5 protein-coding genes are annotated in these 4,588 nt (G+C 67.6%); 3 read left to right on the top strand and 2 right to left on the bottom strand.

Annotation, left to right across the window (positions count from 1 at the left end; translation table 11 throughout):
* The first annotated feature begins 194 nt into the window (after nt 1-194).
* The 3 genes from ACFWF3_RS25220 to ACFWF3_RS25210 are packed head-to-tail and all read left to right on the top strand — an operon-like array spanning nt 195 to nt 2,444.
* A complete protein-coding gene (locus ACFWF3_RS25220) occupies nt 195-620 on the top strand; it encodes a hypothetical protein (RefSeq protein WP_379315704.1) in 426 nt (141 codons plus the stop codon).
* On the top strand, nt 620-1,582 hold the full coding sequence (pip, locus tag ACFWF3_RS25215; RefSeq protein ID WP_378996989.1) for a prolyl aminopeptidase: 963 nt from the start codon (nt 620-622) through the stop codon (nt 1,580-1,582). The genes ACFWF3_RS25220 and pip overlap by 1 nt, the downstream gene beginning before the upstream one ends.
* Nucleotides 1,583-1,586: 4 nt before the next feature.
* On the top strand, nt 1,587-2,444 hold the full coding sequence (locus ACFWF3_RS25210) for a CHAD domain-containing protein (protein WP_379315702.1): 858 nt from the start codon (nt 1,587-1,589) through the stop codon (nt 2,442-2,444).
* A 9-nt stretch (nt 2,445-2,453) separates the two neighbouring features.
* On the opposite strand, the gene ACFWF3_RS25205 is transcribed toward ACFWF3_RS25210, so the two are convergent.
* Together ACFWF3_RS25205 and ACFWF3_RS25200 are read right to left on the bottom strand one after the other, a co-directional pair.
* Nucleotides 2,454-3,884, bottom strand: a complete 1,431-nt coding sequence (locus tag ACFWF3_RS25205) for an RNB domain-containing ribonuclease (protein WP_379315700.1) — start codon at nt 3,882-3,884, stop codon at nt 2,454-2,456.
* Between the two features lie 20 nt (nt 3,885-3,904).
* Nucleotides 3,905-4,237, bottom strand: coding sequence for a hypothetical protein (locus ACFWF3_RS25200; protein ID WP_378996997.1), 333 nt, complete (start codon nt 4,235-4,237; stop codon nt 3,905-3,907).
* Nucleotides 4,238-4,588 lie beyond the last annotated feature (351 nt).

Below are 4,588 nucleotides of genomic sequence, written 5' to 3'. Positions count from 1 at the left end.
GAAGGAGCAAGCCCCGGTGCCTGACCGGCGGCCCCTCAGGGCCGCGGACACGCGCGCGCCAGCGCGCCAAAAACACAGCGTCAAACCGTTCTGGGACTACCGAACATCAGATCCAACCCGCCCGTCGGACCCGACGCACCACATCACAAACTGGCAGACTCGATGGCGACACTGTTCGACTAGCAGAGGTACCGATGCCGCAACGCCGTTGGATTTCCCGTTCCGTGCTGTTGATCGCGGGCGCGCTCACCGCCGCGACCCTGACCGCCTGCGGGGGTACGCCACCGGCCTCGACCGGCAGTGCGGGCACCACCTCGGCCGCGCCGACGACCACCACCCCGGCCGGGACGTTGACGATCAGCCCCTCCTCCGCCGCGCAACTGTGCGACATGATCCGGCCCGAACTGTCGAACTTCCGGGTACAGGGCCCGACGCTCGGGCGGATTTCGCTCAACGCCATGGTGCACGACTGGGGCTTCCGCAACGGCGGCATCAACGGGCACGTTCTCGCCGACAAGGCGATGATCGACCGGGTGACCACCGAGAGCTGCCCCGAGGTGCGGACCGAGGCGCTCACCGCTCTCGAATTGCCTTCCCTCGCCGCGGGATTGGCGTTCTGATGCGCGGTCTCTACCCCGAGATCGAACCGTTCGAGCAGGGCCTGATCGATGTCGGCGACGGCCAGTCGGTGTACTGGGAGGTCAGCGGTGATCCCGACGGCAAGCCCGTGGTGTTCGTGCACGGCGGACCCGGCGGCGGTACCGGGCCCCTGCAACGGCGCTTCTTCGACCCGGCCGTGTACAAGATCGTGCTGTTCGATCAGCGCGGATGCGGAAAGTCCATGCCGCACATCGCCGATGGGGCTCCCCTGGACACCAACACCACGCCGAATCTGATCGCCGACATGGAGTTGCTGCGCGACCATCTGGGGATCGAGCGCTGGCAGGTGTTCGGCGGTTCGTGGGGGTCGACCCTGGGCCTGGCCTATGCGCAGGCCCACCCCGAGCGGGTGACCGAACTGGTGTTGCGTGGCATCTTCTTGTTGCGGCGCAAAGAAATCGACTGGTACTACAACGGCGCCGCGGGCAACGTCTACCCCGCCGAGTGGGCGAGATTCCTGGCGCCGGTCCCCGTCGAGGAACGCGGGGACGACCTCGTGGAGGTGTATCACCGGCTGCTGCACTCCCCCGATCCGCAGGTCGCGCTCGATGCCGCGGTCGCCTGGTCGACATGGGAAGGCGCGACGAGTTCCCTGCTCCCGCAACCGGATCGGGTCGCCGAAACCGCCGAAGCACGCTTCGCTCTCGCGTTCGCCCGGATCGAAAACCACTATTTTCGCCACGGCGGATTCCTCGAGGAGGGACAGTTGCTGCGAGACATAGATCGGATCGCCGACATCCCCGGCGTGATCGTGCAGGGCCGCCACGACATCGTGTGCCCCGCGGTGAGCGCATGGGATCTGCACAACGCGTGGCCGTCCTCGACATTGCACATCGTCGAGGACGCCGGGCACACCGCGCACGAGCCCGGCATCACCGCCCAGCTGGTGGAGGCGACCGACACGTTCGGAAAGCGAGGCTGACACCATGGCGACCGAGGCCGGAGAAGCCGTCGTCGCGGCGCTACGCGAGGACATCGACCGGCTCTTCGACGCCGAACCCGATGTGCGCGCCGACGCCGACGATTCGGTCCACCAGATGCGGGTGGCCACGCGCAGGCTCCGCAGTGTCCTGCGTTCCTATCGCAGGCTGTTCGACGCCGAGGAAGCCGCCGGCACCGAAGCGGAACTGAAGTGGCTCGCCGACCTGCTCGGCGTGGCCCGCGACGCCGAAGTCCGCGCCGAACGGTTCACCGATCTGCTGACCGGTTACGACCGAGTCCCCGCCGAGGTCACCGATGCCCTGGTCGGGGCCTCCCGTGCGGCCTACACCGCTGCTCACGCGGAGGTACTGAGCGCGATGGACGGCAAGCGCTACCGCCGCTTGCGCACAGTCCTCAAAACCTGGCGCACCGATCCCCCGCTCGCCCCCGAACTCGCCCGCGACAACGCGACCGCTGTCTTCGGCAAGGTCTTGCGCCGCGACCGCAAACGCCTGCGCACACTCGTCTTCGCCGAGCCCACCGCCACCCCGGCGGACCGCGTAGAACTGCTCCACGACATCCGCAAGGGCGCCAAGCGTTTACGCTATTCCTGCGAAGCCGCCGCGACGGTCCTCGGCCCCGACGCCACCGACCTGGGCACCCGGGCCAAGCGCCTGCAATCCGTCCTCGGCGACCACCGCGACGCCGTCGAATCTCGCGAAGCGATCCTGGTGGTAGGGGCAGGTACCCACGCGCCAGCGGCAACCATCTACGAACTCCTCGCCGACACCGAGGAAGCAGCCGCGGGCCGAGCCATCGCCCACTACCCGGCGGCCGCCGCATTCATCTCCGCGGCGAACTGACAGTCGTCACTATCGACGTGGCCCGTCGTATTCGAAGCCGATAGTCCGAGTTCCCGGATCAGCGACAGCCAACCGCACCGCGACCTTCTCCCCTTCCGGCGGCTGTCCCGCACACCGCGCGAGGATCGGCGGTTCACTGACAAAGATCTCCGCGGGCCGGGACCCGTTGGCATCACGCAAAACCACGGCGGCGAACTCGGTGCCTACCCGAGGCTGGAGGACGGTGGCCTCGGTCAGGTCGACGCAGGCGCGATCGACCTTGTTGGCTACGGCATCGGTGCGGCGCATCGTCTCGGCGGCGGCCTTCACACCGTCGGTCACCCATTGCGGCACGTCGGCTCCGGCATCGTAGGCCAGGCAGATCTCGGTGGTGAACCGGTCGGCCAGCCGTCGCAGTGGCGCCGTCACGTGGGCGTACGGTGCGCCGATCGCACTGTGCGTCAGTTGTTGCGGGGTCGGGTCGTCGAGTTCGGCGAGCAGTGTGTAGCTCGCGCCGCGCAACAACCCGGTGGCTTCCGACATCAGTACCAGCGCGGCGGGGGTGTTCGCGTCGAGTCCCGCGAGCATGCGGCCCACCGGGACCTCGGCGGGCCACTCGACCCCCAATGCCGCCGCCGTGCGCCGCATCGAATCGATCGCGCTCTCCGGCGGTGGCGGCATCGTTCGCAGTAAGCCGACCCCTTTGTGCTCCAGCATGATTCGCGCCGCGCACATGCCGGTGAGCAACGAGACCTGTTCGTTCCAGTCGTCGGCCTCGGTCCGGGGCTCCAACCGCAGGCGCCAGCCGTCTCCGTCGGGGATCACTTCCTGCGCGGGCAACCGCAGCGAGATCGCGCCTCGGTCCAACCCCGCCTCGATCCGCAGCCGACCGAATTCGGGCAGCGCGGTCAGCGACGGCGGCAGAATACCGGCGTCGGCGGCAGCCTGGACCTGTGCGTAGTCGAACCGCTCACGGGAGCGCACCAGTGCGCGCTTCACCGAAACGCTCAGTGGCACAGCATCATTGTCGAGTTCTATGGTCCACAACACGGAAGGCCGGTCGACGCCGGGCAGCAGACTCGCGGTGCCCTCGGACAGCACGGTCGGATGCAGTGCGACATTACCGTCGGGCAGATAGAAGGTCTGCCCGCGCACTTCGGCCTCGGCGGCCAGCGCACTGCCCGGCACGATCACCGCACCGAGATCCGCGATCGCGTAGTGCAGGGTGAAGCCGGTGGGAGTGCGTTCGATATGCAGCGCCTGGTCCAGATCCAGCGCGCTGGGCGGGTCGATGGTCACGAACTCGATATCGGTCCGATCGACCCGAGTGCCCGCGAACGCGTCCACCGCGTCGCGGGCGTCGGAGACGGCCTCGGCCGGATAGTCCGAGGCCAGTCCGAATTCGGAACGGATGGCGCCGAAGTCGACCGGCGCCGAGACGATCCGCTGATGGAGTTCCATTCTCGCAGAGTAGCGATTTCCTACTGCAGTGCGAGCATGGTGCCGTTGAGCTGATCGAGCGGGCCGTACACCGTGAAAGTGACCCGGCCGTTGGGCACGGCGGAGGACACGGTCGCGGCCGCGTCGAGCGCCTGACCGAACGAGGCCGCCGACGGGTGCGGCAGACCGGCCACGGTCAGGCCGAATCGGGACTGGTGCACCCAGGCGGTATCACCCGGGCTGAGGTCGACCTGAACCCCACCGTTGAGCGGGGTCACCGCGACCGCGCTCGCCGAACCGGCACCAAGCGTTGCGAAAACCGCAGTGGCTCCGGCGATCAGTGCACCGGCGACAATGGAACGAACTACCCGCATGTAAATGTGACCTGCTTCCGCGATCGAATGTGTTGGGCTCGCGGAAGTGGCAGCGAGCCCTGCCGACGGCGATCACTCTATGACCTCGCTCACGTTCCCGGCGAGTTCCAGCGCATTTTCCCTGTCTCGGCACACGATCGCCGAGACATTCCGGGCAATTGTTACTGTGGCGGCGGCGCACTCGGCAGCTGCCGGGTTGTGCGGCACTCACGTCGATAAATGGGAGTTTGCGAACGTATGTCGTGGCTGATTTTCGATTACCTGTCGCCGATCCTCGGACCGGACGCGGCCAGCTATTGGGCACACCTGCTGGCGATCAACCCGGGGTAGCTCACCGCTTCGATCCGGAAC

Source organism: Nocardia sp. NPDC060220, assembly GCF_042727815.1.
GTDB lineage: Bacteria > Actinomycetota > Actinomycetes > Mycobacteriales > Mycobacteriaceae > Nocardia.
The sequence above is the reverse complement of the archived record's forward strand: the minus strand, read 5'-3'. Positions and strand labels throughout refer to the sequence as shown.

What these genes read in the sequence shown, in the direction of transcription:
- ACFWF3_RS25210 (WP_379315702.1), top strand. Translation starts at nt 1,587, where the DNA reads ATGGCGACCGAGGCCGGAGAAGCCGTCGTCGCGGCGCTACGCGAGGAC.
- ACFWF3_RS25205 (WP_379315700.1), bottom strand. Translation starts at nt 3,884, where the DNA reads ATGGAACTCCATCAGCGGATCGTCTCGGCGCCGGTCGACTTCGGCGCC.
- ACFWF3_RS25200 (WP_378996997.1), bottom strand. Translation starts at nt 4,237, where the DNA reads ATGCGGGTAGTTCGTTCCATTGTCGCCGGTGCACTGATCGCCGGAGCC.
- ACFWF3_RS25220 (WP_379315704.1), top strand. Translation starts at nt 195, where the DNA reads ATGCCGCAACGCCGTTGGATTTCCCGTTCCGTGCTGTTGATCGCGGGC.
- pip (WP_378996989.1), top strand. Translation starts at nt 620, where the DNA reads ATGCGCGGTCTCTACCCCGAGATCGAACCGTTCGAGCAGGGCCTGATC.